Raw genomic sequence first — 22,963 nt, 5'->3', positions numbered from 1 at the left:
CGATGAGTGCACACGGACCGATGCCGCGGTCGGCCTGGCTGTATCCCGTTTTGGCGGTGCTGTTGTTTGCCGCGGTCACGGCCACCGGTTACAGCTTCGCGCCATCGGCCGGGGGCTGGGTGTTTGCGGCGGTGCTGCTGGTCATTCTGTTCGGCACCGTGTTCGCGGCGGTCCACCATGCCGAGATGATCGCCGAGCGGATCGGCGAGCCGTTCGGCACATTGCTGCTGACGCTCGCGGTGACGATCATCGAGGTGGCGCTGATCTCGACCATCATGCTGGGCGAAACGCCGGCGCCGACCTTGGCCCGCGACACGGTGTTTGCGGTGGTGATGATCGTCTGCAACGGTCTGGTCGGGCTCTGCATCTTCATCGGCGGCCTGCGCTACAAGGAGCAGGATTTCCAGATCACCGGGGCGAACCTTTACCTCAGCGTGCTGTTCGTGCTCGCGACCATCACGCTCGATATGCCCAATTTCACGCTGACCTCTCCGGGCCCGGTGTTTTCCACGGCCCAGCTCGCCGTGGTCAGCGTCGTGACCGTGCTGCTCTATGCGGTGGTCCTCTACACCCAGACCATCCGTCACCGCGATTATTTCGTCAGCGGCGCCAATGAGGCAGCGGCGCATGGCGAGGTGATGTCGGACCGCATGACGGCGATCAGCGTTGCACTGCTGCTGGTCTCGCTGCTGGCGGTGGTGCTGCTGGCGAAGAAATTCTCGCTGGTGGTCGATGTCGTCACCGTCAAGATCGGCGCGCCGCCGGCCTTTGCCGGCCTGGTGGTGGCGGCCCTGATCCTGTTGCCGGAGAGCGTTGCCGCTGTGTCGGCGGCGCGCAAGAACGACCTGCAGAAGAGCATCAACCTTGCGCTCGGCTCGTCGATCGCCACCATCGGGCTTACGGTTCCCGCGGTGGCCGTAGCCGCCTATGCGCTCGACAAGCAATTGGTGCTCGGGCTCAGCAACCAGCATATGCTGATCCTGCTGCTCACCTTCATGGTCAGCATGCTCACCTTCGGAACCGGCCGCACCAACATCCTGTTCGGGCTGGTTCACATGGTGGTGTTCGCCGTGTTCGTGTTCATGGTTTTCGTGCCGTAGAGCATGATCCGCTTAAAAAAAATTGGAGAAAATGACGATGCTCAGTGCCAAATCGGATGTGCAGGTGGATACGGCGGAAGTCCGGGTGACCGAATGGCGCCTCGCGCCGGGCAGCGCCACCGGCCACCACACCCATGAGATGGACTATGTCATCGTTCCGATCACGGCGGGCGAAATGACGATCGTGGCGCCGAACGGCGAGCGCTCGAAGGCGCAGCTCGGAGCCGGCAAATCCTATTTCCGCAAGGCCGGGGTCCAGCACGACGTGCTCAACGAGACGGCCAGCGAGATCGTGTTCCTCGAGGTCGAACTCAAGCCCTGACGCGGCGCGAGAACCAAGCGAGGAACCCTGCACCCGCCGAATGGCAGGTCCGAGCCGGCGCGGCTGTGGAAATTCACGTCCCGTTAACGGCTGCGCGATGATCTAGAAGGCGGATGCGGCCTGCGCAGGGGACGCCTCCGGCTGAAACCAAAGCGACACCAAAGGTGACGTCGGAACGGGGGTTTGCCACCGATCCGACGCAGTTGATCCCTGAATGTGCCTCAAAGTTCCAGCATGTAATACCGGGGTGGGGAGTGGCAGGTCATGCTGAGTTACCTGAAGAAATTTGTGATGGACATCTTACCCTCGGTGGCAGCGACCATCATCGGGGCGTACATCGTTAATCACTACATCGTGGCCAAGCCGGAAGCACCGTCAGCCGCAGCCGTGACCGCCGCAGTCAATCCCAAGGCAGATCCGAAAGCCGCCGCCAAGCCCGCCACCGTCGTCAGCAGCCTCCCCGAAGCCGGTGTGAAGGCCAAGGGCATGTCCGAGCGCACGCTGATCGAGCGGTCGGCGTCCGAGAAGGCCACCGTCACCGAGAAGCCTGCCGAGAAATCGGCCGAACCCAAATCGGCCGACGCAAAGCCTGACGTGCCGGCCGATACCGCCAGCATCCCGGCCGACACCCGCCATCATCCGGCGGCGCCGAAGGCGGTCGCGAAGGTCGCGCCCGCCGCGCCGCAGCCGGCCGCGCCCGCGACGTCAGCCGCACCGGTCGAGGCTGCTGTGACGCCTGAGGAAAGCCGCGACGCCAACGACCTCGCGCGCGCCGCCATCGAGCGGCTGCGCAAGGAGCGTCCGCAGGAGGCAGCGCGGTCCCAGGATGCCACGCGCACCGATCTCGCTCGCCTGCCTGAGGCGCAGCGTCCGGCAGCCACATCGGCGATCCGGCCGTTGCCGCCGCCGATCATGGTGTCGAGCCCGTCCACTGACAATGTCGATCAATCCTCGCAGCCGCGTCCGCCCTATGCCGGCGGCGGCCAGGATTCCAACCGGCTGACGCCGCCGGCCGACATTCCGGTCCCGGTGGTGCAGGCCCCGCTCGACCTGCGCGCCGAGGCGATCATGCCGGCGCAGAAGAACGAGCGCACGTCGGTGACCGACGACATGTTCTCCGGCATGAAGTCGATGTTCCACGCCGTCCTGCCGAAGTAGCCGCAGCGCCGCTCGATCGTTCCTGACGGGTTGTCTTCACGCCAAGCGCTAGCCGCCGGTGCGCGCCAGTCCGCTGCGCGCATTGCCGTCGCCTGGCCGCAGCGCCAGCGCGCGATTGTAGGACGCCGCCGCCTTGGCCTTGTCGCCGAGCCGCTCATAGGCCTGGCCGCGCGTGCTCCACGCCGCAACATTGCCGGGATCGGCCTGCACGGCCTCGTCGAGATCGCTGGCGGCCTGCTTGGCCTTGTCGAGCGCGAGGTAGCTGGTGGCACGGCCGACCAGGGGCTCGGCCCTCTGCGGCGACAGCCCGCTGGCTGCCGTGAAATCGTCGATCGCCTGCTGATGCTGTCCGCGGCCCTGATAGATCAGAGCGCGGCCGTAGAGCGCTTGGATGTTGTAAGGGTCGGCCGCCAGCGCCTGTTCGAACTCCGCCATCGCCTCGTCGAGCTTGCCGGAGCGCGCCAGCACCTGAGCACGCGTGGTGTGATCCTTGGCGCTGTTGACGTCTTGCGGGGTGATGGTGTCGGCGGCGGGCTTGTCGGCGGTGGCAGCGGGCTTCGGCTTGTCGTCCGAGGAGCCCCATGAACCGAGGTCGAAGGAGCAGCCTGCGAGCGGCAGGCCGAGAAGCACTGCAATGATGACGAGATGCGGCGCGCAACGGCGCTGCGCGGGTCCTGGAAAGGGCGGGCGGGCTACCGGATCAGCCGTCATGCAAAATGCTCTTGCCGGTCGTTTTGCATGGGTACCCCGGAACGCGGCGTGCTTCAAAACGACAACGCGGGCCCGTGGCCCGCGCTGTTAGACTTCCATATCGGCAAAACGGTTCAGCGAGGGCCGCGACCAGCGCCTGCACCGCCCGGACGGCCGCCGCGGTCGCCACCGGGGCCAGCGCCGAACACCGGCTTCGGCTTCATCGGCAGCAGGCCTTCGCGCTGCAGCTTCTTGCGCGCCAGCTTGCGCGCGCGGCGCACGGCTTCGGCCTTTTCGCGGGCCTTCTTCTCAGACGGCTTTTCGTAATGACCGCGGAGCTTCATCTCGCGGAAAATGCCCTCGCGCTGCATCTTCTTCTTCAGCGCCTTCAGGGCTTGGTCGACATTGTTATCGCGGACGAGAACCTGCACGCGGCATCCTCTTTTGAATTGATCGGTTCGGAATTCTGGCGAGGTGAAGGGGCGGCAAAAGGCCTGCCTCTTAACCCTAGGCGCGCGCATGTATCAGACAAACGCGCAGATGTCCACCGGTCGAGTGACTTTCGGGCCTAGTAAAGCCACGAAATAGGGCGAAAATGCCATTGTGCGGCCCCGATTTGGGTGGTTTGGCGCCCAGATGAGGGCCGCTCCCGGCGTTTTGGATAACCCGGACATTGGAAATAGGGGAGATGCGAGATGGAGATGAAGAAATACGCTGCCGAGGCCATCGGTACGTTCTGGCTCACATTCGCTGGTTGCGGCAGCGCGGTGATCGCGGCCGGCTTTCCGCAGGTCGGGATCGGCCTGGTCGGCGTGTCACTGGCCTTCGGGCTGAGCGTGGTGACCATGGCCTACGCGATCGGCCATATCTCGGGTTGCCACCTCAACCCGGCGGTGACGGTCGGGCTCGCCGCGGGTGGGCGTTTCCCGGGCGGCCAGGTGCTGCCCTACATCATCGCGCAGGTTGTGGGCGCAATCATCGCGGCCTGGCTGCTCTATGTGATCGCGAGCGGCGCGCCCGGCTTCGATGTCAGCAAGGGCTTTGCCTCCAACGGCTATGACGCGCACTCACCCGGCCAGTACAACATGGTGGTGTGCTTCATCACCGAGGTGGTGATGACCATGATGTTCCTGTTCATCATCATGGGATCGACCCATGGCAAGGCGCCCGCCGGCTTCGCACCGCTCGCCATCGGCCTCGCGCTGGTGATGATCCATCTCGTCAGCATTCCCGTCACCAACACCTCGGTGAATCCGGCGCGCAGCACCGGACCGGCGCTGTTCGTCGGCGGCTGGGCGCTGGGGCAGCTCTGGCTGTTCTGGGTCGCGCCTTTGATCGGCGGTGCGCTCGGCGGCGTGATCTATCGCTGGCTCAGCGACGAGCCGACCGGTGTCGTCGCCGGCGCGAAGACGGCGTGATCGGCGAGAGCGTTTTCGAGCGAAGTGGACGCCGGTTCGCGTGAAGAAAACGCGCAAACAAAAATCCAGAGCATCGGTTCTGATTCAATCAGAACCGATGCTCTAATCGTGGTTGCCACGATCCCATTTCCATCGATACGACGAAGGCGGCTATGGGCCGCGTGTGGAATTATCGCTTGCGGGCCGGCGTCACTTCGGTGACGTGTCCCATCTTGCGGCCGGGGCGCGGCGTGCCCTTGCCGTACAGATGCACCGTGGCGCCGGGAACGGTGAGCCACTGCTCGTAGCTCAGGATGTCGTCGCCGATCAGGTTGGTCATGACGACCTCGCCGTGGCGCACCGGCTTGCCCAGCGGCCAGCCGGCGATCGCGCGGATGTGCTGCTCGAACTGTGAGATCGAGGCGCCGTCGAGCGTCCAGTGACCGGAATTGTGCACGCGCGGCGCGATCTCATTGACCAGCACCGTCGCCTTGCTGCCGTTGCCGGGAACCGCGAACATTTCCACCGCGAGCACGCCGACATAGTCGAGCGCCGCGGCGATCTTTTCGGCGATCGCGCGCGCCTGCGCGGCAAGCTCATCGGGGATTGCGGCCGGCGCGCGGGAAATTTTCAGGATGTGGTCGCGATGCTCGTTCTCGGTGACGTCGAAGCATTCGACTTCGCCGGACGCGGAGCGGGCCGCGATCACCGAGATCTCGCGCTCGAACGGCACGAAGGCCTCGAGGATCGCCGACTTGGTGCCAAGGTCCTCCCAGACCTGTTCGAGGTCATCGCCCTCGCGGATGATGGCCTGGCCCTTGCCGTCATAGCCGAAGCGGCGGGTCTTGATCACCGCGGGCAGGCCGATGCGTTCGATTGCCGTGCGCAGCGTGCCGACCGAGGACACGTCGGCATAGTCGGCGGTGCCGATGCCGAGCTTGCTGATGAAATCCTTCTCGATCAGCCGGTCCTGCGTGGTCTCCAGGATCTTGTAGGCCGGCAGCACCGGGCGCCGCGCGGCGAGCACCATCGCGGTCGCGGCCGGGACATTCTCGAATTCATAGGTGACGACGTCGACGTCGTTGGCGAACAGTTCGAGCGCCTCGACGTCGGCATATTCCGCGCAGGTCGCGTTCTGCACCACGTCGAACGCCGGGGAGTCCGGATCCGGCGAAAACACCTGGCAGCGGAGCCCGAGGCGCGCCGCGGCCATCGCCAGCATCCGGCCCAATTGTCCGCCGCCGAGGATTCCAATGGTGTCGCCCGGCTTCAGCTTCACTGGGTTCGAAGCCGTCACGCCGCGCCCTCCGGATGCTCGTTGACCGCGTCGGTCTGCTGCTTGCGCCAAGCCGCAAGGCGGGCCGACAGAGCCGGATCGTCGAGTGCGAGCACGCTCGCCGCGAGCAACGCGGCATTGATCGCGCCGGCCTTGCCGATCGCCAGCGTCCCGACCGGGACGCCGGCCGGCATCTGCACGATCGAATAGAGCGAATCGACGCCCGACAGCGCCTTCGACTCGACGGGAACCCCGAACACCGGGAGCTCGGTCAGCGCGGCCGTCATGCCCGGCAAATGGGCGGCGCCGCCGGCGCCGGCAATGATCACCTTGTGGCCGGCTGCCTTGGCGCCCTTGGCAAAGGCATAGAGCCGATCCGGGGTGCGGTGGGCCGAAACGATGCGCGTTTCGCAGGCGACACCGAGCGCAGCCAGCGTGTCGGCGGCATGGCGCATGGTTTCCCAGTCGGACTGACTTCCCATGATGATGGCGATCGGAGCGGTCATCTCTTCAATTCTGTGCAGGAATCCAAAAGCATAGGCCGATTATAGGGACGGCCCGGGCGTCATCCAAGGCGTGGCAAGGGAGTTAGAATGGACTATCCTGTCTTGGTGAATCCCGGCAAGCCTTCATAAGCAGGCCTCAACAAGGATGCGCATGAAGAAGAAGACGACGTCGGCCGCCTCCGGGGCCGCGAAACGACGGAAAGGCGCGCCCGCCGCGCGCAAATCCAGGCCGGGCAAGACTGCAGCCAAGCGGGCTGGAACCAAACGGGCTGGAACCGGAGCTTCCACGCGAGGCGCGGTCGCATCCGGCGACAAATCGACCATCCGCAGCTTGCGGGCGCAGCTGGCGCGGGCGCAGGCCCGGATCGAGGAGCTGCAGGCCTCCGCCGAGACCGACTTCCTGCTCGACATCCTGAACCGGCGCGGATTCGAGCGGGAGCTCGCCCGTTCGCTCTCCTTCATCAAGCGCTATCAGGCCTCCGGCGCGCTGATCTTGCTCGACGTCGATCGCCTCAAGCCGATCAACGATGCCTTCGGCCACGCGGCGGGCGACGAGGTGCTGAAGGCGATCGTTGCCGCGATATCGGATCAGGTGCGCGCTTCCGATGTGATCGGCCGTCTCGGCGGTGACGAGTTCGCCGTGCTGCTGTGGAATCTCAGCGAGACCGATGCCCGCGCCAAGGCGGCTGCGCTGGAAGAGGCGATCGATCGGTTGACCTTCATGTTCCGTAACAGCCAGGTCACCGCAGGCGCCTCCGCGGGCGTTGCGATCCTCACCGCGCATTCGGATATCGATCGCGTGCTCGATGAGGCCGACCGTGCGATGTATGTGCGCAAGGCCCAGCGGCGCCACGAATCCCGAGAATTATAGCGCGCTGAGATCCTCCGGCACGTTGCCGTAGGCCCGCAACAGCTTGGCATCGCCGAATTCGCCGATCGCTGGATCGCCGGTGCGGCTGAACGCGACGGCGCCGATGCTGCCGGGCATCCGCGACATGGTCTCGGCGCGGCGCAGCGCGACCGCCGAGCTCTGGCATTCCTCGGCATTGCCGGCGACCGGCGTGCCGTCATCGTCCTGCATGAAGGGCAGTGCCACGTAGTAGGTCACATCGGCCATCGCTGTGCTCCCGAAGGGTTAGAGCGTTTTCGAGCGAAGTGGGTACCGGTTCGCGTGAAGAAAACGCGTCAAAACAAGAATCAGAGCCTCCGTTTCGATTCAATCGAAGTGGGCTCTAGGCGGCGTCGCTCGCCACCCGGGTCTGCGCCGGCACGCAGCCGGCGGTGATCGCGGCCTGCAATTCCTCAAGCTCGGCTTCCAGATATTCGTTGGCCATGATCAGCGCCTTGATGGTGCTGCGCAGGTTGCCGTCGCACATCGCGATCGCCTGATCGCAGGCCTTCTCGTAGCGGCTGTTGTCGGGCAGGGAAGGCGGTGCGGACATGGCGAAACTCCCTCTGATGGCTGGCGGCTGGGTCGGCATGTTCTCTTTTGTTCCTTCGGAGTCAAGCGCCGAGAAACCGCCTCGCGTCCGTTGCCGCGAACGTGAAGCCGGTGAGGCGCTGTGGATGACGGGGAAAACCGCCGCCCGGTCTGAACCGGAACGCCGAACCGCGAAGGCCCGCGCCGCGGCGCGCGTCAGGCAATGATGTCGGGCGTGATCTGGTCTTCGATGAAGGCGATGCGATCGCGCAGTTGCAGCTTCCGCTTCTTCAAGCGTTGCAGCATCAAGAGATCCGGCGCCGGCGACTGGTGCAGCGCGTTCGATCGCGGCATCGAGGTCGCGGTGCTCTTGTTGCAGCCGCGCGAGCTCGGCGATTAGTTCGCGCTCATCCTGATCGTTCATGGTTGTGTATTAACTGATAAGCACGATAAGGTTGTTACGGCGGAAGTCGCCGCTCGCCGGAATATCCTCCTTGAACGCGCGCCGCGCAAGCCGGACCGGTTCCATAGTCACGATTGGTTACAGATAAACCGAAATGAGTGCGTGCGGCATTTCGCGTCCCCCATCGACAGCGCCGTCCACTCGTGTACACTCGACGGTCCGGATCGAACCTGAGGTTTAACGCACCGAGGAGTGTTCGCAATGGCAATACAGGCCCATCTCATTGAGCTGGAGCGTAAACACAAAATACTCGAGAACGAACTGCACGAAGCGCTCGTTCACCCCTCTGTAGACGACCTGCATATTTGCGAGCTGAAGCGCCGCAAGTTGATGGTCAAGGATCAAATCGAGCGGTTGAGACTGTCCGCCGACGACACGGTCCACTAGACCGCCCCCCTGCAAATTAGCAAATAGCCTGGCCTTTCACCGAGGGATGAACGCCCAAGTGCGCGCGCATCCCCCGGAGGGCCTTGCTGTACTTGCTCAGAGTTCCGCCAACTCGCCGACATGGTCGGCGACCGCGAGCGATGACGTCAGTCCGGGCGATTCAATGCCGAACAGGTTGATCAGGCCCGCGACGCCGTGATCGGCCGGCGCCTGGATCAGGAAATCCTGGGTCGCCACCGCCGGCGGCACGATCTTGGGGCGGATTCCCGAATAGCTCGGCATCAGCGCGCCGTCCGGCAGGGCCGGCCAGTATTTCCGGATCGCCGGATAGAACCGCTCGGCCCGATCCGGGTCGACCGCGTAATCGATGTGATCGATCCATTGGACGTCGGGCCCGAACCTCGCCTGGCCGGCCATGTCGAGCGTCAGGTGCACGCCGAGCCCGCCGGGTTCCGGCACCGGGTAGATCAGCCGCGAGAACGGCGCCCTGGCGCTGCAGCTGAAGTAATTGCCCTTGGCCAAATAGGCCGTTGGAATCAATTCGATCGGCATGCCCTCGACGTTGCGCGCGACTGCCGTCGCGCCGAGCCCGGCGGCATTGACCAGGAGATCGCAGGCCAGCATCATCGGCGCGGCGCCGCCGGCCTCGATCTCGAACCCGTCGGCGGTGGCCCTGGCGTGGAGCAGCGGCGTATGGAAGGCGAACGCCGCCCCGGCCGCCTCGGCGTCACCGCGCAGCGCCAGCATGTAAGCATGGCTGTCGATGATCCCGGTCGAGGGCGACAGCAGCGCTGCGTCGCAATTCAGCGCCGGCTCCAGGGCGCGCGCCGCCTCGCCGGACAGAAGCTGCATGTCGTCGACGCCGTTGGCCTCGGCATGCGCGCGGATCGACTGCAGCTTCTCGGTCTCCGCAGGCGTGGTGGCCACGATCAGCTTGCCGCAATTCTTGTGCGGGATGCCGTGCTCGGCGCAGTAGCGGTAGAGCGCCCGCTTGCCGCTGACGCACATCCGCGCCATCAGGCTGCCGGCGCGGTAGTAGATGCCGGCGTGGATCACCTCGCTGTTTCGCGACGACGTCACCGTGCCGATCCCCTCGGCCTCCTCGAGCACAATCACTTCGCGGCCGGCCTGTGCCAGCCGCCGCGCCACGGCGAGGCCGATCACCCCCGCACCGACGATCACGCAATCAACCCTGTCCATCTCGTCCTTCAGGTCCGCAAATTTCCGCCCGGCCACGCCATGACCGCTGCCGCCAACATCGTTCAGCCGATCCAGCCGCTTCGGGCAAGTGCTTATTAGGCAAGTGCTTGGGCCATCTCAAAAAGTTGGGAAGCCATGCCCTGTTAGTGGAGCATTAATCATGTCAGGGCAATTGCCATAAATTAAGTCAGCATTTTCCGGTTGCATCAGTACGCGTTTACCCGATCCAAACCGCCGGAGCCGGACACTCGCCCCCGGAAATCCGCGGGTGATCGATGGCTGGCAGGAAGGTGCAGGCGGGCGGGAAGAATTCGATTCCGGCAAGGGCCGTGCTCTGCCTGATTGCCGCCGTCGCGCCGTGCGCTGCAGCCCGGGCCGGCACCGGTGCGTTCGCGCCGTCGAGCTATCTGGGCAGCCTCGATCCCGGCCTGGTCTGGGAGCTCCTGATCGGCAGCGTGGTGGTCGCGTCCTTTTTCGGTGCGGTCGGGCTGTGGATTCTCTCGGCGCTGCGCAAGGCCAAGCGCGCGCAATTGCGGCGCAACGCCTTCGTCTCGTCGGCACTCAACCATTTGAACCAGGGCGTGGTGATGACCGATGCGCAGGAGCGCATCGTGTTCTGCAACGACCGCTATCTCGACATCTACGGCCTGTCACGCGCCGACATCAGGCGCAACATGACCGGCGTCGAACTGCTGGAACTGCGCCGCGACCGCGGCGTGCTCGACCTCAGCGCCGAGGATTTCTTCGTCAGGGCCGCGGCGCCCGACGGACTGGTTACCGAGCTGCCCGGCGGCAGGTCGGTGCTGGTGAAGTATTTTCCATTGCCGAACGGCGGCTCGGTCGCGACCCATCTCGATTGCACCGACCAGCGCAAGCTGTCGCGCAAGCTCGCCTCGACCACGCAATTCCTGGAATCGGTGCTCGACAACGTTCCGGTCTGCGTCGCGGCCAAGAACATCGAGGACGGCCGCTACATCTTCGCCAACCGCGCATTCGAGCGCTTCTCGCGCTTCTCGCGCGATCACATCGTGGGCAAGCGCGCCGACGAGATCTTCCGCCCCGAGACCGCCGCCAGCATCGACACCGCCGACCGCGCGGCGCTGAACGCGGCGGAAGGCTATCATCGCAGCGAATTCTTCGTCGAACGCGGTTCGGACAAGCGGATCCTCGCCTCCAACCGCGTGATCGCCCGCAACGAGGCCGGCGAGCCGGAATTCCTGATCGCACTGTTCGAGGACGTCACCGATCGCCGTTCGCTGTCGCGCGAGCTCGAGAACAACAAGAAGTTCCTCGAGCTCGTGGTCGACAACATCCCGGTCTCGCTGATCGTGCAGCGGGTCAGCGACGGCCGCTACCTGCTGGCCAACCGCAGCGCCGAGACGATCCTCAATCGCCGCCGCGAGGACGCCGCCGGCCTGACCGCGTCCGACATCTTCAATGCGCGTGAAGCCAAGCTGATCATCGCCCGCGACGAGGCCGCGATCAGGAAGCGCAGCATGATCGCCGAGGAGCATCCGATCTCGACCAAGGACGGCCTGCGGCTGTTCCTGACCCGCCGCATGACCGTGCTCGACGATGTCGGCGAGCCGCAATATCTGATCAAGACCCATGAGGACGTCACCGACCGGCGCCAGACCGAGTCGCGGATGGCGCACATGGCCTATCATGACGGCCTGACCGATCTGCCGAACCGCGCCGCCTTCCTGCAGGCGCTGACCCAGATGATCGAGGCCTGCGACAGCACCGACGAGGAGTTCGCCGTGCTCTGCGTCGATCTCGACGGGTTGAAGGAGATCAACGACGTCTACGGCCATGCGATGGGCGACAAGGTGCTGATCGAGGTCGCGCAGCGTTTGCAGGCCGTGGCACGCGGCGGCGTGGTGGCGCGGCTGTCCGGCGACGAATTCGGCCTCATCATCGACGGCAAGCAGCCGGTCGCCGGCATCGCGCTGGCCGAGCAGGCCGCCGAGGCGCTCGGGCAGGATTTCCTGATCGACGGCAAGTCGGTGCGAACCGGCCTCACCACAGGGATCGCGGTGTTCCCGGACAACGGATCCGACGCGGCCTCGCTGCTGGCCAATTCCGGCGCGGCGCTGTTTCGCGCCAAGGCGAAGTCGCGCGGCACGATCTCGATCTTCGAACCGGAGATGGACCAGCAGATCCGCGATCGCCGCGTGCTGCACCAGGAGCTGTCGGTCGCGATCAAGAATGGCGAATTGTCGCTCTACTACCAGCCGCAGGCCGCCGCGGGCGGCAGCGTGGCGGCCAGCCAGATCATCGGCTTCGAGGCGCTGGCGCGCTGGCACCATCCGGTGCGCGGCTTCGTGCCGCCCGGCGACTTCATTCCGCTCGCGGAAGAAAGCGGCCTGATCGTCGAGATGGGCGAATGGATTCTGCGCGAAGCCTGCCGGGAGGCGGCCTCCTGGGCGATCCCGCTGCAGGTCGCGGTGAACCTGTCGCCGGCGCAATTCACCCATGGCGACCTCGTCGGCCTCGTGCATTCGATCCTGCTCGAGACCGGGCTCACGCCGGACCGGCTCGAGCTCGAAATCACTGAGGGCGTGCTGATCGAGGATTTCGACCGCGGCCTGTCGCTGCTGCGGCGGCTGAAGGCGCTCGGCGTCCGCATCTCGATGGACGATTTCGGCAGCGGCTATTCCTCGCTGAGCTACCTGCAGGCATTTCCGTTCGACAAGATCAAAATCGACCGTGCCTTCGTCATCAATCTCGGCCGCAACCCGCAATCGGCCGCGATCGTGCGCGCGGTGATCGATCTCGGCCACGGCCTTGAAATGTCGATCGTCGCCGAAGGCGTCGAGACCGAGGCGCAGCTCGACTTTCTCGCCGAAGAAGGCTGCGACGCGGTGCAGGGCTATCTGATCGGCAGGCCGGCCCCGATCGGTCAATTCGCCGCGCTGGTCGGCGGCGACCAGCTTGCCGAAACCGTGCGCAGAGTCGGGTAATTTGGCCTGAATGGTCGCCGGTCCGGCCGGCTGTGCTTGCCATCCGCTGCACGTCCGGCTACATCTCGACCCACCACATCATTTCAGCCGAGAAAGGAGGGCCGCGTCGTGGCGAGATACACCGATCCCCACCTCAAGCGTGGCCCCGTCAACGCCCTGCAGATGCGTTTGCAGGGCTGACCGGAAACTCGCGCTAAATCCTTCCTGGTCTGCCCTTCGTGGCCGTGCGGCGTCGAACGCTTGAGCGTTCGCGCCTCCACATCAATCCCTCGCCGCGCTTCGACACGCACATCCGATGATGGCTGGACGCCTCGGGATGTTGCGATTGCCGGCAAGACCAGAGAATTGATCGTGACCCTCATCAATGTCCGCAATCTCGGCGTGACGCTGAACGCGCCGCTGTTTTCCGAACTGAATTTTGTCGTCAATGCCGGCGACCGCATCGGGCTGGTCGCCGCCAACGGCCGCGGCAAGTCTACGCTGCTGCGCTGCATCGCAGATGCGATGGAGCCTAACGAAGGCGATATCACCCGTGCGCGCGGACTGACCGTTGGCCATGTCGAGCAGGATGCGCCGCCCAAACTCCTGGATACGCCGTTCCATGCCGCCGTGCTCGAGGCGCTTCCCGGCGAGCAGCGCGCCAGCGAGGGCTGGCGGGTCGACGTCGCCTTGCAATCGCTCGAGGTGCCGGAGGAGCTGTGGACGAGACCGCTGAAGCAGCTGAGCGGCGGATGGTTGCGGCTTGCGGTGCTCGCCCGCGTGCTGGTGACCGAGCCCGTTGTGTTGCTGCTCGACGAGCCGACCAACCATCTCGACCTCGCTAAGATCGGCCGGCTTGAGGCCTGGCTTAACGCGCTGCCGCGCGAGATGCCGGTGGTGATCGCAAGCCACGATCGCGCCTTTCTCGATGCGACGACCAACCGGACGCTGTTCCTGCGCCCGGAGCGGTCGCAGCTGTTCTCGCTGCCCTATACCGCGGCGCGCGCGGCGATCGACGAATTCGATGCCGCGGACGAGCGGCGCTATCAGCGCGACATGAAGGCCGTGCGGCAGCTCCGCCAGCAGGCGGCGAAGCTCAACAATCTCGGCATCAATTCCGGCAGCGACCTTCTGCTGTCGAAGACCAGGCAATTGAAGCAGCGCGCCGAGAGACTGGAGGAGACGGCGAAGCCCGCGCATTTGGAGCGCTCGGCTGGAACGATCCGGCTCGCCAACCGCGACACCCATGCCAAGGTCCTGATCAGGCTGGACAACGCCGGGATCGCCACACCCGACGGCAGGCTGTTATTCAGGACCGGTCAGCAGTTCATCTGCAAGGGCGACCGGATTGCGCTGCTCGGGCCGAATGGCGCCGGCAAGACCCGCTTCGTCGCGGCGCTGCGGCTGGCGATCGAGAATGCCGCAGCGGCACCGGCCGAGATCCGGGCCACCGAGTCATTGGTGCTTGGCTATTGCGACCAGGCGCTGGCCGATCTCGCCGATAGCGACACGCCGATGCGCATGCTGACGCGGCGCTTCGAGGTCGGCGATCAGCGTGCGCGCGGCTTGCTCGCCGGCGCCGGGCTCTCGATCGAGATGCAGGGCCGTCCGATCGGGCGGCTGTCGGGCGGGCAGAAGGCCCGCCTCGGCATGCTGGTGCTGCGGCTCACCCAGCCGAACTTCTATCTGCTCGACGAGCCGACCAACCACCTCGACATCGAGGGTCAGGAGGCGCTGGAGGACGAGTTGATGGAACAGCAGGCCAGTTGCCTCCTGGTGTCGCACGACCGCCAGTTCGTGCGCACGGTGGCCAACCGGTTCTGGGTGGTCGAAGGCAGGAAGCTGATCGAGGTCGATGGACCGGAGCAGTTCTTTGCCGCGGCCGGTACGGACTAGCGCGTGATGGAGTCAGATTGGATAGCCGTCGCGAAGACGGTGTGCCTCTCCCGCTTGCGGGGCCGTCGCAGGAGGAGCGCTGCCAAAATATCGAAAACAACCCCATGCAAAGTAGCCGGGGCGGCCGGCGTTCGAGCAGGCTACTTGACACGTCGGGCAACTCAGGGGCATTATTCCAATATTCCGAAATCATGCAAGCGTGCGCTCGCCCCAGCAAGCGGGAAGGTGAGTGTGCCGTGATTCACCCAGACATCATGTCGTTCAGCGCCGCGCCTTGACGCATTTTTCGTGCGAACCCGTCTTTCGTTCGCATGAAAATGCGATAGGCGTTGCGCATGGCGGACTACGACGTCGCGATCATCGGCGGTGGCCTGAACGGCACGAGCATTGCCCGTGATGCCGCCGGCCGCGGCCTGCGCGTGATCCTGCTGGAGCAGGGCGATCTCGGTTCCGGCGCATCGCAGGCTTCGCCGCGGCTGGTCCATGGCGATCTGGCCGGGCTGGAACGGCGGGAGTTCTTCCGCGTCCGCAGGGCACTGAGGGAACGCGACGTGTTGCTGCGCATCGCGCCGCATCTGGTGCGGCCGGTGCGCTTCGTGATCCCGGCGCATGCCGAGGAGCGGCCGGCATGGCAGTTGCGGTCGTTGCTGCTGCTCTATGAGCGGCTGACTTCGCGCAGCGGTCTGCCGCGCTCGGCGACGCTCGATGTCACCCACCATCCGGTCGGCAATGCGCTGAAGCGGCCGTTCGGAACCGCGTTCGAATATTCCGACTGCGTCGTCAACGATTCCCGGCTCGTCGTGCTCACCGCCGTCGATGCCGCCGCGCGCGGCGCCGATATCCGCACCGGCGCCCGCGTGACCCGGGGCGAGCGCGGCGAGACCTGGCGGCTGGTCGCGATCGACCGCGGCTATCGGCGCGTGATCACGGCGCGGGCGCTGGTCAACGCGACCGGCGCGTGGACCGCCTCGGTCGCCGACATTGTGCTGCGGGTGCCCGCGCCGCAGCTTGCGACCGTGCAGATCAGCCAGATCGTGGTGCGCCGCCTGTTCGACTGCGACAACGTCTATGTGTTTCAGAATCCTGACGGCCGGCTGATCTTCGCCAGTCCCTACGAGCGCGACTTCACCCTGATCGGCAGCGTCAGTCATCCCTTCAAGGGTGATCCGGCGGTTGTCGCAATTGATGTGCGCGAGGAGGCCTATCTCTGCGACGCCGCCAATCGCTACTTTCGCGAGCAGATCGCCCCAGTGGATGTGCTGCGGACCGTCTCCGGTGCCAATTCCGTGCTCGTGCCCGCGCGCCGGCACATGAGCGATGGCGCCGCGCTGCTCGATATCAGGTGCGGCAAGGCGCCGCTGCTCACGACCTTCGGCGGCGACGTCACCACCGCGCGGCGCCGCGCCGAGCGGGCGGTGTCGGAGTTCACGCGGTTTTATCCGATGACGCCGCGCTGGACCGCAACGGCGCCGCTGCCGGGCGGCGAGTTCGCGTGGCAGCGCTTCGAGACCGAGGTCGACATCGCCCGCGACCGCTGGCGCTTCCTCGGCGAGGCGCAGGCGCGGCGGCTGGTGGCCGCCTATGGGCTGAATGTGAAGGACATTTTGGGAGGCGCCAAAGAGAAGGCCGATCTCGGCCCGGCCTTCGGTCCCGAACTGACCGGCGCCGAGGTGCGCTACCTCATGCGCAAGGAATGGGCGCGCTTTGCCGACGATATCCTGTGGCGCCGCTCCAAGCTCGGGCTGACCATGCCGCAAGCCGATCGCGACGCGCTTGCGGCGTTCATGGCGAAGGCGGATTGAGCTCGCTTCAAACCCCCCCTTGAAAGGGGAGGTCGCTTTGCTCGCCAGAGCAAAGCGGGTGGGGATTCTGCCTCTATGACAACCGGTGTCGTCCGTGGCCGACCCCCATCCCGACCTTCCCCCTTTCAGGGGGAAGGAGGAGAGCTCCAGCAGCGGCTATTGCCTTGCAGCCTCTTGCGACCAGGCGAGGTCGCGCCGGGACGGACGGCGATGCAGCCGCTCCGAGATCAGGCTCGTTGCCTGTCGGCCCTGGCCGGCGCGCAGGCATGCGACGATGAAGGTGTCCTCCCACAATTCACGTTGCGCATGGCTGCCGCCGATCCGCACCAGTTCGGGCATCAGCGGCGCAAGGATGCGCACGGCGTCGTCGTGATCGCCGGCGGCGAAGGCCGCGATCCCGCGGCCGAGCCCGATCGCCGCGGGGCCCGGCGCCAGTCTGCCGTCGGCGTCGCGCGTGGCCATCTCGACCAGCCGCGCCTCGAGCGCGTCGTTGTTGGTCGTGGCTGCGACGAGCGCGTGGTGCACGTCGGCGAAATGCGCGCCGGCCTTCGGGAAGTAGCCGTCGCCATAGGCGGCGACATCCTTCCAGTGCTGCTCGAGACCGGTCTTGCCGGCGACCGTCAGCCGCCACAGCAGCGAGGCCGTGTCGGTGAAGATATTGAGCGGCGGATAGGGGCGGCCCGCCGGCTTGATGTGCTGCTCGTAAATGTCGAGCGCGCTGTCGGCGTCGCCTTCCTCGATCGCGATCAAGGCGAGGTGCCAGGCGAGATGGCCCTGCAGGAAACTCGTCCGGTCATTCGCCGGCAGCCAGGCGGAGAGGAAGCTGCGGCCTTCCGCCCCATTGCCCTGCTCGAACAGCGCGTGCGCCACCGCGTGCGCCGCCCCGGCATTCTCCGGCTTCAGCGCGTAGCCGCGCTCGGTGACGGCGCGGCCCGAGATGAGGTCGCCGGCCTCGGTCTTCGACCAGCCGAGATAGGTGAGGAACCACCAATCGTCGCCATAGTCGCCGGCGTAACGCTCGCAGACGGCAAGCCGCGCGGCGTCATGATCGGGCCGGCCGGAGAACGCATAGAGGCCGAAGGCGCCGAGCAACAGCGACAGCACCTGCGCATCGCGCGGATATTCGCTGAGATGCTGCTCGGCCGCGGCCATCGCCTTCTTGCCTTGGCCCTCGATCACAGACGCGATGATCTCGATGTGCTGGCGCTCGCGCGGGCTTGCGGCCGCGGCCAGCTGCCGTGCATCGGCTGCCTTGGCGCGGGCCTTGGCACCTTCCATGTTGAGCTGGTGCACGCGGGCACGGCCGATATGGGCCAATGCGAAATCGGGCTCCTCGGCGATCGCGGCCTCGAACGCCGCATCGGCGCCGTGCAGCGCCGCCAGCATGCGATCGACGCCGTCGACATAGTAGGCGGCGGCGCGGTCCGAGCTCGTCGTCAGCGGCAGGCCGTAGCGGTCGTGAATCATCGGTTGCCCCTCGAATTTGGCTGCGAAGTCTAGCAGAGGCGCGGTCGCCGACAATATTGCGGGAGATGTTCTTGAAGCGGTTGAGCCGGTGGCGATCCGCCGCTAGCTTGCCGCCAGAATCGCACCTTACGGGGAATCGGGGCTGACGGACGTGACATCGGGCGAAGCGAGTGCGGAGGCGGCAAGGCCGTTGCCTGAACCGGCCGTCTCGGACATGCCGCTGCTGCGGATCGAGGGTGTCGCCAAGTCGTTCGGCAATTTCCGCGCGGTTGACAAGCTCTCGCTCGATATTCGCGCCGGCGAATTCTTCGCGCTGCTCGGTCCGAGCGGCTGCGGCAAGACCACGCTGCTGCGCATGCTCGCCGGCTTCGAGACGCCGGACGAGGGCCGCATCCTGCTTGGCGGCAGCGACATCGCCCAGGTGCTGCCGCATGAGCGGCCCGTCAACATGATGTTCCAGAACTACGCGCTGTTCCCGCATCTGTCGGTGCGCGACAACATCGCCTTCGGTCTGAAGCGTGCCGGCATGGCGCGCGCCGACATCGCGGCCCGCGTCGCCGAGATGGTGGCGCTCGTCAAGCTCGAGGGGATGGAGAAGCGCAAGCCCGACCAGCTCTCCGGCGGACAGCGGCAGCGCGTCGCGCTGGCGCGCTCGCTGGCGCGGCGCCCTCAGGTGCTGCTGCTCGACGAGCCGCTCGCCGCGCTCGACAAGAAGCTGCGCGAGAGCACGCAGGCCGAATTGATGGAGCTGCAGCGCCGGCTCGGCATGACCTTCATCATCGTCACCCACGATCAGGAGGAGGCGATGACGATGGCCGGCCGCATCGGGGTGATGGATGCCGGCCGTCTGGTTCAGGTGGCAACTCCGCGCAATCTCTACGAGGCGCCGGCCTCGCGCTGGATCGCCGAGTTCGTCGGCGACATCAATCTGTTCAACGGCGAGGTCACGTCCCGCGAGAATGGGCGCCTGACGGTCGCGACGGCTGATGCAGGCGCCCTCGCGGTCAGCGAACTGTGGCCGCCGGTGACCAAGCAGGTCGTTTCCGTCGCGATCCGCCCCGAGAAGGTGAAGCTGTCGCGCCGCGCGCCGGCAACGGACGGCGGCGCGTCGCAGGCGATCAACCGGCTGGAGGGCGTCGTCACCGACGTCAACTATCTCGGCGGCGCGACCAGCTACCGGGTGAAGCTGGAGACGGGCGCGGTGGTGCGCGCGTCGATGGCCAACACCGCGCGGCTCGATGTCGATGCCTATCTTGCCGGCCAGCGCGTGGTGGCATGGTTCACCGCCGACGATTGCCTGGTGCTCGAGCAATGAGCGCGCGCCGCATCTTCGCCCGGCCGGCGCGGTTTGCCGCGATCGCGCCCTATCTGTGGATGGTGCTGTTCTTCCTGGTGCCGTTCGGCTTCGTGCTGAAGATCAGCCTGTCGCACACCGCGATCGCCCAGCCGCCCTATACGCCGGTGTTCGATTTCACCGAGGGCCGCGCCGCGCTGGCCGCGGCGTTCGCGCAATTGTCGTTCGACAATTTCCGCCTGCTGATCTCGGACAATCTCTACATCCTGTCCTATCTGCGCAGCCTCGTCGTCGCGGTGACCGCGACGCTGATCTTGCTCCTGATCGGTTATCCCATTGCCTACGGCATGGCGCGATTGCCGCAGCGTTGGCAGGGCGTGGCGATGATGCTGGTCATCGTGCCGTTCTGGACCTCGTTCCTGATCCGCATCTATGCCTGGATCAACATCCTGCAGCATGACGGCCTGCTCAACCAGGTTCTGCTCGCGCTGCACATTGTGTCCGCGCCGGTGGTCTGGCTGTCGACGGACAGCGCGATGTATCTCGGCATCGTCTATTCCTATCTGCCGTTCATGATCCTGCCGCTCTATGCAACGCTCTCCAGGATGGACGCGTCGCTGCTGGAGGCCGCGGGCGATCTCGGCGCCTCGCCGTTGCAGGCGTTCTGGCTGGTGACATTCCCGCTGTCGCTGCCCGGCGTCGGCGCCGGCGCGCTGCTCTGCTTCATTCCGATTGCCGGCGAGTTCGTGATCCCCGATCTGCTCGCCGGCTCCAACTCGCTGATGATCGGGCAGACGCTGTGGCTCGAGTTCTTCACCAACAAGGATTGGCCGGTGGCGTCAGCCGCCGCGATCGCGCTGTTGCTGCTGCTGGTGCCGCCGCTCGTGCTCTACGACCGCCTGCAACGGCGTCAGCTGGAGGCGGGCCGCTGATGGCGCGCACCGTCACCAGGCTCACCCGCTTCAACATGACGTCGCTGGCGCTCGGGTTGGCGTTCCTCTATCTGCCGATCGTCATCCTCGTGATCTACTCGTTCAACGCCTCGCGGCTGGTGACGGTGTGGGGCGGCTGGTCGCTGCGCTGGTACCGCGAGTTCTTCAACGACCGCGCCATGCTGGAGGCGGCGTGGATGAGCCTGTCGGTCGCCGCGGTGTCGGCGACGCTGGCGACACTGCTGGGCACGCTGGCGGCGGTCGGGCTGGCGCGCGGCGAGCGGTTCCGGGGGCGGGCACTGTTCTCCGGCATGCTGTATTCGCCGCTGGTCATGCCGGAGGTGATCTCCGGCCTGTCGCTGTTGCTTCTGTTCGTGGCGCTGAATGCCGAGCGCGGCTTCTGGACGGTGACGATCGCCCACACCACGCTGACGATGTGCTTCGTCACGGTCGTGGTGCAGTCGCGCCTCGCCACGCTCGACCGCAGCCTGGAAGAGGCTGCGATGGACCTCGGCTGCGATCCGGTGCGGGCGTTCCTCCTGGTGACGCTGCCGCTGATCGTGCCGGCGATCGTCGCCGGCTGGATGCTGGCCTTCACGCTGTCGCTCGACGACGTCGTGATCGCGAGCTTCACCACCGGCCCGGGCTCGGCGACGCTGCCGATCCGGATCTATTCCGAGGTCCGGCTCGGCGTGAAACCCGAGATCAACGCGATCTGCACGCTGGTGATCGCGCTGATCGCCGTGATCATCGTGATCGCCTCGTTCGCCTCGAAACTGTCGAGCGCGCGCGGCGAGAGCGCCGCGCCGCTGTAATTTCCGTCATTCCGGGGCGATGTGAAACATCGAACCCGGAATCTCGAGATTCCAGGTCTGGTGCTAGCGCACCATCCCGGAATGACAGCGCGTCACGACTTGACGGCGCCGGCGGTCAATCCGCCCACCATGTAGCGCTTGAAGGCGTAATAGACCGCGGCCGGCGGCAGCGCGTAGATGAAGCCGGTGGTCATGAGCAGCTCCCACGGCGAGTCGTCCGCGGCGAGGAAGTTGCCGAGCGCGACCGGCAGCGTGATGTCGGTGTCCTTTGACAGCAGCAGGAACGCGTAGAGATATTCGTTCCACGCGAGCAGGATCGCATAGGTGCCGACCGCGACCAGCGACGGCATCATCAAGGGCACATAGACCAGGCGGAACAGCTGCAGCGTGGTGGCGCCGTCCATCGTCGCGGCCTCGTCGAGCTCGACCGGCAGCTTGTCGGAGGCCTGCTTCAAGACCCAGATCGCGTAGGGCGCGGCGATCGTCACCATCGCGAGGATCAGCGACCAGTGATTGTTGAGCAGGCCGTAATTGCCCATGGTGCGGTACATCGGCACGGCGAGGAACGCGGCCGGAATGAAGTAGGTGAACAGCGCCAAGTTCATGACGGCGCGGCCGCCCGGCACGCGCAGCCGCGAGATCGAGAACGCGGCGGCGGTAGCGACGAACAGCGTCAGCGCACCGACCGCGAGCGCGATCACGGTCGAATTCCAGAACTGGATCCAGAAGTCGCGCAGGAAGTAATGCTGCTGGTGGAACACGATCGAGAAATTGTGCAGCGTCGGATGCGTCGGCCACAGCTTGCCGGTGAACGCGTCCTCCTTGGGCGAGATCGCGAACACGAACATGTGGTAGATCGGAATCATGGTCCAGATGAAGACCGGGATGCCGATCAGGAGCAGCTTGGCCTCGGTACCGACTTCGCGGAGGGTGGGCAGCTTCATCGCGACAACCGTTTCATCATGAAATAGACCAGCGGCAGCACGAACGGCATGGCGCAGACGATCGAGGCCATCGCCAGCGAGAGCTGGTCGAGCCTGAGATAGCGGATGCCGAGCGTCGACAGCACATGGGTGAGGTCGGCTGGCCCGCCGCCGGTGAGCAGATAGACGCTGTTGAAATCGCCCAGCGTCCAGATCATCGAGAGCAGCGTGCAGGTGATGTAGAGCGTCTGCATCGACGGCCAGGTGATGTAGCGGAATTTCTGCCACCAATTGGCGCCGTCGACGTCGGAGGCCTCGTACAGATCGTGCGAGATCGCGAGCCGTCCGGTCAGCAGGATCAGCGTCCAGAACGGCAGCGACTTCCAGATGTGGACACCGATCGCCATTGCGAGCGCGACCGCCGGATCGTTCAGCCAGTTCGGGCCGTCATCGCCGGTGAACTTGAAGATCAGCTGGTTGACCACGCCCCATTCGGGATTGAGCATGAAGCGCACCGACAGGATGGTCGGGATCGACGGCACCGCCCAGGGCAGGATGAAGATGACGGACAGCCATCTGATCCAGGGCCGCTGCTGGGCGAAGAAGCCGGACAGGAACAATGCGATCAGCATCTTGATGTTGATGCCGATGACCAGGAAGATCAGCGTGTTGACCGCCGCGCGCGCGAAGATCGGGTCATGATAGAGTGCGACATAGCTCGCCGGATGGCGCGCCAGCCACAGGCCGTAGCCGACCGGATAGACCACGAAGGCGAGGAAGACGAGCAGATAGGGCGCGAGCAGCGCGATGCCCCAGACCTGCGGCGGCGACAGCCGCGCCGACAACGGCGGCGAGGGCGCATCGGATGCGGAGAGTGTGATCGCCATTCGGTTACTCTAAGATGTCGCCTACGTCGTCGTCCCGGCGAAGGCCGGGACCCATAACCACAGGGCCCGGCCGTTGCCAGAAAGCC

22 protein-coding genes and 1 pseudogene are annotated in these 22,963 nt (G+C 65.7%); 12 read left to right on the top strand and 11 right to left on the bottom strand.

From position 1 onward, the window contains the following. Nucleotides 1-2 precede the first annotated feature (2 nt). From ACSKB9_RS18960 to ACSKB9_RS18950, 3 genes are all read left to right on the top strand, one after another. Nucleotides 3-1,100 carry a calcium:proton antiporter gene (locus tag ACSKB9_RS18960; RefSeq protein WP_438074875.1) on the top strand — a complete coding sequence of 366 codons (1,098 nt, stop codon included), beginning with the start codon at nt 3-5 and terminating at the stop codon, nt 1,098-1,100. Between the two features lie 37 nt (nt 1,101-1,137). Further along, the gene (locus ACSKB9_RS18955) at nt 1,138-1,422 is read left to right on the top strand and encodes a cupin domain-containing protein (protein ID WP_028340624.1); all 285 of its coding nucleotides are present in this window, start codon (nt 1,138-1,140) and stop codon (nt 1,420-1,422) included. Nucleotides 1,423-1,686: 264 nt separating this feature from the next. Then, on the top strand, nt 1,687-2,580 hold the full coding sequence (locus ACSKB9_RS18950) for a hypothetical protein (protein ID WP_438074873.1): 894 nt from the start codon (nt 1,687-1,689) through the stop codon (nt 2,578-2,580). A gap of 48 nt (nt 2,581-2,628) precedes the next feature. On the opposite strand, the gene ACSKB9_RS18945 is transcribed toward ACSKB9_RS18950, so the two are convergent. Next, entirely contained in the window at nt 2,629-3,291 is a 663-nt protein-coding gene (locus ACSKB9_RS18945; RefSeq protein WP_438074871.1) for a tetratricopeptide repeat protein, read from the bottom strand. A gap of 113 nt (nt 3,292-3,404) precedes the next feature. Beyond that, nucleotides 3,405-3,701, bottom strand: coding sequence for a 30S ribosomal protein S21 (gene rpsU / locus ACSKB9_RS18940; RefSeq protein WP_021078544.1), 297 nt, complete (start codon nt 3,699-3,701; stop codon nt 3,405-3,407). A gap of 264 nt (nt 3,702-3,965) precedes the next feature. Here rpsU and aqpZ point away from each other — a divergent pair, with 264 nt between their 5' ends. After that, nucleotides 3,966-4,688: an aquaporin Z gene (gene aqpZ / locus ACSKB9_RS18935; RefSeq protein WP_283067983.1), complete on the top strand. Its 723-nt coding sequence runs from the start codon at nt 3,966-3,968 to the stop codon at nt 4,686-4,688. A 169-nt stretch (nt 4,689-4,857) separates the two neighbouring features. On the opposite strand, the gene ACSKB9_RS18930 is transcribed toward aqpZ, so the two are convergent. Then, nucleotides 4,858-5,964, bottom strand: a complete 1,107-nt coding sequence (locus ACSKB9_RS18930; protein ID WP_438074868.1) for a 5-(carboxyamino)imidazole ribonucleotide synthase — start codon at nt 5,962-5,964, stop codon at nt 4,858-4,860. Further along, complete coding sequence (gene purE, locus ACSKB9_RS18925; protein ID WP_438074866.1) at nt 5,961-6,449, bottom strand: 5-(carboxyamino)imidazole ribonucleotide mutase; 489 nt, start codon at nt 6,447-6,449, stop codon at nt 5,961-5,963. The genes ACSKB9_RS18930 and purE overlap by 4 nt, the downstream gene beginning before the upstream one ends. A gap of 145 nt (nt 6,450-6,594) precedes the next feature. Here purE and ACSKB9_RS18920 point away from each other — a divergent pair, with 145 nt between their 5' ends. Next, nucleotides 6,595-7,320 (top strand): GGDEF domain-containing protein, encoded by a 726-nt coding sequence (locus tag ACSKB9_RS18920; RefSeq protein ID WP_438074864.1) that lies wholly within the window; start codon nt 6,595-6,597, stop codon nt 7,318-7,320. Here the strand turns inward: ACSKB9_RS18920 and ACSKB9_RS18915 are convergent. The 3 genes and pseudogenes from ACSKB9_RS18915 to ACSKB9_RS18905 all read right to left on the bottom strand — a co-directional run bounded on the left by ACSKB9_RS18915 (nt 7,315) and on the right by ACSKB9_RS18905 (nt 8,293). Further along, a complete protein-coding gene (locus ACSKB9_RS18915; protein WP_018268738.1) occupies nt 7,315-7,566 on the bottom strand; it encodes a hypothetical protein in 252 nt (83 codons plus the stop codon). The genes ACSKB9_RS18920 and ACSKB9_RS18915 overlap by 6 nt on opposite strands. A gap of 115 nt (nt 7,567-7,681) precedes the next feature. Beyond that, complete coding sequence (locus ACSKB9_RS18910) at nt 7,682-7,891, bottom strand: hypothetical protein (protein ID WP_438074862.1); 210 nt, start codon at nt 7,889-7,891, stop codon at nt 7,682-7,684. A 194-nt stretch (nt 7,892-8,085) separates the two neighbouring features. Then, nucleotides 8,086-8,293 (bottom strand): annotated as a pseudogene (locus tag ACSKB9_RS18905) (YdcH family protein). A 240-nt stretch (nt 8,294-8,533) separates the two neighbouring features. Between ACSKB9_RS18905 and ACSKB9_RS18900 the strand changes: the two are divergent. Next, nucleotides 8,534-8,719, top strand: a complete 186-nt coding sequence (locus ACSKB9_RS18900) for a YdcH family protein (RefSeq protein ID WP_016847370.1) — start codon at nt 8,534-8,536, stop codon at nt 8,717-8,719. A 96-nt stretch (nt 8,720-8,815) separates the two neighbouring features. Here the strand turns inward: ACSKB9_RS18900 and ACSKB9_RS18895 are convergent, their stop codons facing one another. Then, nucleotides 8,816-9,919, bottom strand: a complete 1,104-nt coding sequence (locus tag ACSKB9_RS18895; protein WP_438074860.1) for an NAD(P)/FAD-dependent oxidoreductase — start codon at nt 9,917-9,919, stop codon at nt 8,816-8,818. A gap of 275 nt (nt 9,920-10,194) precedes the next feature. Between ACSKB9_RS18895 and ACSKB9_RS18890 the strand changes: the two genes are divergently transcribed. The 3 genes from ACSKB9_RS18890 to ACSKB9_RS18880 all read left to right on the top strand — a co-directional run bounded on the left by ACSKB9_RS18890 (nt 10,195) and on the right by ACSKB9_RS18880 (nt 16,559). After that, the gene (locus tag ACSKB9_RS18890) at nt 10,195-12,882 is read left to right on the top strand and encodes a sensor domain-containing protein (RefSeq protein ID WP_438074858.1); all 2,688 of its coding nucleotides are present in this window, start codon (nt 10,195-10,197) and stop codon (nt 12,880-12,882) included. Nucleotides 12,883-13,233: 351 nt separating this feature from the next. Then, nucleotides 13,234-14,757, top strand: a complete 1,524-nt coding sequence (locus ACSKB9_RS18885; protein ID WP_438074856.1) for an ABC-F family ATP-binding cassette domain-containing protein — start codon at nt 13,234-13,236, stop codon at nt 14,755-14,757. Between the two features lie 335 nt (nt 14,758-15,092). Further along, nucleotides 15,093-16,559: a glycerol-3-phosphate dehydrogenase gene (locus ACSKB9_RS18880; protein WP_438074854.1), complete on the top strand. Its 1,467-nt coding sequence runs from the start codon at nt 15,093-15,095 to the stop codon at nt 16,557-16,559. A 156-nt stretch (nt 16,560-16,715) separates the two neighbouring features. Here ACSKB9_RS18880 and ACSKB9_RS18875 read toward each other — a convergent pair whose 3' ends face one another. Continuing rightward, on the bottom strand, nt 16,716-17,945 hold the full coding sequence (locus ACSKB9_RS18875) for a tetratricopeptide repeat protein (RefSeq protein ID WP_438080295.1): 1,230 nt from the start codon (nt 17,943-17,945) through the stop codon (nt 16,716-16,718). Nucleotides 17,946-18,240: 295 nt separating this feature from the next. Here ACSKB9_RS18875 and ACSKB9_RS18870 point away from each other — a divergent pair, with 295 nt between their 5' ends. From ACSKB9_RS18870 to ACSKB9_RS18860, 3 genes are read left to right on the top strand one after another with little or no spacing between them, the layout of a single operon-like run. Next, the gene (locus tag ACSKB9_RS18870) at nt 18,241-19,341 is read left to right on the top strand and encodes an ABC transporter ATP-binding protein (protein WP_438080293.1); all 1,101 of its coding nucleotides are present in this window, start codon (nt 18,241-18,243) and stop codon (nt 19,339-19,341) included. Next, nucleotides 19,338-20,252, top strand: coding sequence for an ABC transporter permease (locus ACSKB9_RS18865; protein WP_438074852.1), 915 nt, complete (start codon nt 19,338-19,340; stop codon nt 20,250-20,252). Before ACSKB9_RS18870 ends, ACSKB9_RS18865 begins: the two co-directional genes overlap by 4 nt. Then, a complete protein-coding gene (locus ACSKB9_RS18860) occupies nt 20,252-21,067 on the top strand; it encodes an ABC transporter permease (protein ID WP_438074850.1) in 816 nt (271 codons plus the stop codon). Before ACSKB9_RS18865 ends, ACSKB9_RS18860 begins: the two co-directional genes overlap by 1 nt. 92 nt (nt 21,068-21,159) lie before the next feature. Here ACSKB9_RS18860 and ACSKB9_RS18855 read toward each other — a convergent pair whose 3' ends face one another. Then, the gene (locus ACSKB9_RS18855; protein ID WP_057019024.1) at nt 21,160-22,011 is read right to left on the bottom strand and encodes a carbohydrate ABC transporter permease; all 852 of its coding nucleotides are present in this window, start codon (nt 22,009-22,011) and stop codon (nt 21,160-21,162) included. After that, on the bottom strand, nt 22,008-22,877 hold the full coding sequence (locus ACSKB9_RS18850; protein ID WP_253638622.1) for a carbohydrate ABC transporter permease: 870 nt from the start codon (nt 22,875-22,877) through the stop codon (nt 22,008-22,010). Before ACSKB9_RS18850 ends, ACSKB9_RS18855 begins: the two co-directional genes overlap by 4 nt. Nucleotides 22,878-22,963 lie beyond the last annotated feature (86 nt).

This window comes from Bradyrhizobium sp. BR 1433, from assembly GCF_051547665.1.
GTDB classification, from domain to species: Bacteria; Pseudomonadota; Alphaproteobacteria; order Rhizobiales; family Xanthobacteraceae; genus Bradyrhizobium; species Bradyrhizobium australafricanum.
The sequence above is the reverse complement of the archived record's forward strand: the minus strand, read 5'-3'. Positions and strand labels throughout refer to the sequence as shown.